Origin of the sequence: Mycobacterium sp. NAZ190054 (assembly GCF_001545925.1) — a bacterium.
Taxonomy (GTDB): Bacteria; Actinomycetota; Actinomycetes; order Mycobacteriales; family Mycobacteriaceae; genus Mycobacterium.
The window spans coordinates 1-4,296 of record NZ_LMVQ01000303.1; the positions used below are offsets into that span (position 1 = coordinate 1).

Sequence of the window (4,296 nt, forward strand, 5' to 3'; positions counted from 1 at the left end):
GTCGACGATCTGGGCATCAGCGCTTCCATCAACGGCGAGGTGGTGCAGCGGGGCCGCACGTCGCAGCTCATCTTCCCGGTGCCACGCCTCGTCGAGGAGCTGTCCAAAGTGGTGGAGCTGTTGCCGGTGAGCCGGGCGCCGCCGCGGTGCGCAGCATGTGGACGACGGTGCGGGAGAAGGTGCGTGAACGCAGCCGCACCACCGAGGTGATGCTCGCCGGTGCGATCGTGCGTGCCGTCGAAGGTGACACCTTGATCCTGAGCCACGAGTCGGCACCGCTGGCGCGACGGTTGTGCGAACAGCGCAACGCCGACGTGATCAGGGAAGCGCTCAAGGACGCGCTGGGCGTCAACTGGAGGGTCCACTGCGAGACCGGCGCTCCCCCCGCGGCCGCCGCGGCGCCCAGCCGTGAGCCGCAGCGCGCCGTGTCCGAGCCCGCGCCGCCACCGCCGGACGTCGACGACGAGGAGAGCATGCTGGCCGAGGCCGGCAACTCCGACCCCGCCGCACCACGCCGCGACCCGGAAGAGGCCGCGCTGGAACTGTTGCAGAACGAACTCGGCGCACGCCGCATCGACGGCTGACCGCCGGAAGCCGGTAGGTCAGGCGCTCCACCACTGACGCAACGGCAATCCGCCGTCGCCGCCGCGTTCGTCCAGCTTGACCGCCAGCACCTGATGCAGCTGAATGCCGTTCTGCTCGAAGCCGACCCGCGACGCGGCCATGTACAGACCCCACACCTTCGCGGTGGGCAGGCCGACCTCGGCGACCGCGTCGTCCCAGTACTCCACCAGATTCCGGCACCAGTCGCGCAGCGTCATCGCATAGTGGTGGCGCAGATTCTCCTCGTGCAGCACCTCAAGGCCGACGTCCTGGATCTCGGTGATGATCCGGCCCGACCCGGTCAGCTCTCCGTCGGGGAACACGTAACGGTCGATGAATCCGCCTGCGGCGGCGTGACTCCGGTTGTGATGTCGGGTGATGCAGTGGTTGAGCAGCAGGCCACCGGGGCGAAGCTTGGACTTCAGGAACCGGAAGTACGACGGGTAGTTGGCCACGCCGATGTGCTCGGTGAGACCGATCGAGGACACCGCGTCGAAGTGCGATTCACGCACGTCGCGGTAGTCACCGTGGCGGACCTCGGCGAGGTCACCGAGCCCGTCCCGGTCGATCGCGGCACGGGCCCACCGTGCCTGCTCCGTCGACAGCGTCACCCCGACCGCTTTGACGCCGTGACGGGCCGCGTAGCGCACCATGCCGCCCCAGCCGCAGCCCACGTCCAGCAGACGGTCACCCGGCTTGAGGCGCAGCTTCTCGAAGACCAGACGGTACTTGTTCTCCTGCGCCTCCTCGAGGGTGGCGTCGGGATGCGGGTAGCACGCGCAGGTGTACGTCATCGACGGGCCGAGCACCCACTCGTAGAACGTGTTCGAGACGTCGTAATGGTGGTGGATGGCCTCCGCATCACGGGTCTTGCTGTGGCGCAGTCCTTCTGCGATGCGGCGCCACCGCGGCATCGCCTCCTGGGGTGGTGGCGCGATCGGCTTGAGGTGCTCGATCCCGATCGACCGGACGACGTTGGCCAGCACCCGCGCGGACGGCCGCTTGTATTCGAGCTTCTCCGCCAGCGCGGTGAGCAGCTCGTAGGGATCGCCCGGGTGTACACCGGTCAGCCGCAGGTCTCCGGCGATGTAGGCCCGCGCCAGCCCGAGATCGCCGGGAGCGGTTGCCAGGTAGGTGGTTCCGCGCGGGGTCAGGAGATCCAGGCCGAGCGTGGCGTCGTCAGGGCCGGTGCTGCTGCCGTCATAGGCGGTGAACTTCAGCGGTAGCCGGCCCGCGGCGAAGATCTCCAGCACTTCTGCCAGGGTGAGCTTGCGATCGCCGGACAGGGCCGGCTCGCTTGTACGTTCCCGGAACGTGGTCATTGCCTTCGCACCGCCTTCGCATACAGATCGAGGAAACGGGACTCTGGGTCGTAGGTTTTCTTCACGGTCTTGTACAACTCTCCGCCGTAGAGGCAATCAAACTCCTCCGGCGAATAGAACGCATCGGAATACAGCGATTTGTGTCCATCGAGCTCGCTGACCTTCCGCTCGATCAACCTGTTGGTGTAGCCCTCTTCGGGGCCGACCGGCACCGAGGACCAGAAGCCGACGTTGACGTAGGTGTGGTGTGGACGGATCGGGTACAGGGGCCAGTCCCGGTCTCCCCGGAGCCGCAACGGGCACAACCAGATCGGCTCGATCGGCACCGTGTCGAGGAACCACCGCAGGAAGTCGACGGTCCGCTCGATCGGGACCTCGATGTCCTGCACCACCCGTTCGCGCGGGGGCCGGCCGTGGCGTTTCTCGATGCGGTCGGCGATGCCGTAGCGCTGGTCGTAGCCGATCAGCTTCCAGTAGAAGCTGCTGCGCCGGTACCGCCGCGGCCACCAGCGCCGGATCCGGGGGTTCTGCGCGCCGAAAGCTCTTGAACACCAGAACCAGTCGGTGTCCCAGCGCCACAGGTAGTCGTGCACCGTGAGCCGGTCGTGCTTCTCGGCGCCGTCCGGGCCGTCGTGCTGGATGGAGCGGTAGTAGATGTTCTGGCCGGTGTAGTCGCTGACCGGACCCGGCGTCGCGGAGCGCTGACCGAGGCACAGGTAGCTCTCGTCGGCGCTGAACACCACACCGTCGAGGTAGTCCACGGGTGCGCCGTTCCAGCCGCCGGTCTCGACGACTCGGTCCATCGCCTCCACGAGGGCGGACAGGGAGCGGAACCGGAGATGGCGCAGCGCCACGAACGGTTTGACCGGCTCCAGCTCGATCTTCAGCCGGACCGAATACCCCAATGTGCCATAGGAGTTCGGGAACGCCCGGTACAGCTCGGGATTCTCGTCGGGGGAGGCGCACACGATGTCCCCGGTGCCGGTCAGGATGTCCATCTCCAGCACCGATTCATGGGGCAACCCGTTGCGGAACGACGAGGACTCGATCCCGAGCCCGGTGACAGCGCCGCCGAGGGTGATGGTCTTGAGCTGTGGCACCACCAGGGGAGCCAGCCCGTAGGGCAGCGTCGCGGCGACCAGGTTTTCGTAGGTGCACATGCCGGCCACCTCCGCGGTGCCGGCGTCCGGGTCGACCGCGATCACGTTCGTCAACCCGGAGGTGTCCAGCCCCTTCGCGGTGGTCTCGGCCCGCACCCGGAACAGGTTGGAGGTGGGTTTTGCCAGGCGGACGGTGGCGTCGGCAGGGATGGCCCGGTAGCTGGCCAACAACCGCTGCACACCGTCGGCGTGAGCGGCCCGTGCGTCGGTCGAGGCAACAGACACGGATATACGCTAGTCCGAGGTCGTGCTCGATGCGACCGCACTGAGTCTCTTGACCGCCTCTTGACAAGGAGATTGCACTGATGGGACAGGTCAGCGCGTCCAGCACGGTCCTGATCGACGCAGATCCGGCGACGGTGCTGGGAGCCGTCGCCGACTACGAGGCCATGCGCCCCAAGATTCTCTCCTCGCACTACAGCGGCTACCGGGTGCTCCAGGGCGGGCAGGGCGCGGGCACCGTCGCCGAGTGGAAGCTGCAGGCCACCAAGTCACGCTCGCGCGATGTGAAGGCCGAGGTCGACGTCGCGGGTCGCACCGTGATCGAGAAGGACGCGAACTCGTCGATGGTGACGAACTGGACCGTCGCCCCCGCGGGGCCGGGATCGTCGGTCACCATGAAGACGTCCTGGCAGGGCGCCGGCGGTGTCGGCGGGTTCTTCGAGAAGACGTTCGCCCCGATCGGGTTGCGCAAGATCCAGGCCGAGGTGCTCGGCAACCTCAAGCGTGAGGTGGAAGGAACCGTCGGTATCGAAGGCGCCCAGGGCTAACGCTGGCTGCCCAGGAACGCCACGATGCCGCGCACGACGGCGTCGGCGTAGCGCTGCCGTCCCTCCGGTGATTTCATCAGCGCCGAATCGACCGGGTTCTTCATGTTGCCCAGCTCGACGAGGATCGACGGGTACTGCGCGAGGTTGAGGCCGGCGATGTCGGCGCGCGGGTTCAGGCCCTGCTGGCCGATGTAGGTGGCCGGCGGGATGCCCGAGCCGGCCAACTGGTCGCGCATCACCTTCGCGAACTGCACCGACGGGCCGGCCTGCGCGGCGTTGAGCGGCGGCGACGAATACAGCACGTGGAACCCGCGGCCGGTGGCCGGGCCGCCGTCGGCGTGGATGGAGACCACGGCGTTCGGGCTGAGTGCGTTGGCCATCGCGGCGCGCTCGTCGACGCACGGCCCGAGTCCGGTGTCGTCGCCGCGGGACATCGCGGTG

At 67.9% G+C, this 4,296-nt stretch carries 5 protein-coding genes and 1 pseudogene; 3 read left to right on the forward strand and 3 right to left on the reverse strand.

The features are described from left to right. The coding region (locus ASJ79_RS32510; protein ID WP_197420291.1) for a fumarylacetoacetate hydrolase family protein at positions 1–210 on the forward strand (210 nt) is incomplete at its 5' end. Further along, a pseudogene (locus tag ASJ79_RS19665) lies at positions 129–584 on the forward strand (DNA polymerase III subunit gamma/tau); the annotation flags it as partial. The gene ASJ79_RS32510 and the pseudogene ASJ79_RS19665, both read left to right, overlap by 82 nt. 18 nt (positions 585–602) lie before the next feature. On the opposite strand, the gene ASJ79_RS19670 reads toward ASJ79_RS19665, so the two are convergent. Together ASJ79_RS19670 and ASJ79_RS19675 are read right to left on the reverse strand one after the other, a co-directional pair. After that, on the reverse strand, positions 603–1,925 hold the full coding sequence (locus tag ASJ79_RS19670) for a class I SAM-dependent methyltransferase (protein WP_067958796.1): 1,323 nt from the start codon (positions 1,923–1,925) through the stop codon (positions 603–605). Next, the gene (locus ASJ79_RS19675; protein ID WP_067958798.1) at positions 1,922–3,310 is read right to left on the reverse strand and encodes an FAD-binding oxidoreductase; all 1,389 of its coding nucleotides are present in this window, start codon (positions 3,308–3,310) and stop codon (positions 1,922–1,924) included. Before ASJ79_RS19675 ends, ASJ79_RS19670 begins: the two co-directional genes overlap by 4 nt. Before the next feature lie 80 nt (positions 3,311–3,390). On the opposite strand from ASJ79_RS19675, the gene ASJ79_RS19680 reads away from it, so the two are divergent. Next, on the forward strand, positions 3,391–3,855 hold the full coding sequence (locus ASJ79_RS19680; RefSeq protein ID WP_067958801.1) for an SRPBCC family protein: 465 nt from the start codon (positions 3,391–3,393) through the stop codon (positions 3,853–3,855). Here ASJ79_RS19680 and ASJ79_RS19685 read toward each other — a convergent pair. Beyond that, positions 3,852–4,296: N-acetylmuramoyl-L-alanine amidase (locus tag ASJ79_RS19685; protein WP_197420290.1), on the reverse strand; the 445-nt coding region annotated here is incomplete at its 5' end. The two genes, ASJ79_RS19680 and ASJ79_RS19685, sit on opposite strands and share 4 nt — an antisense overlap.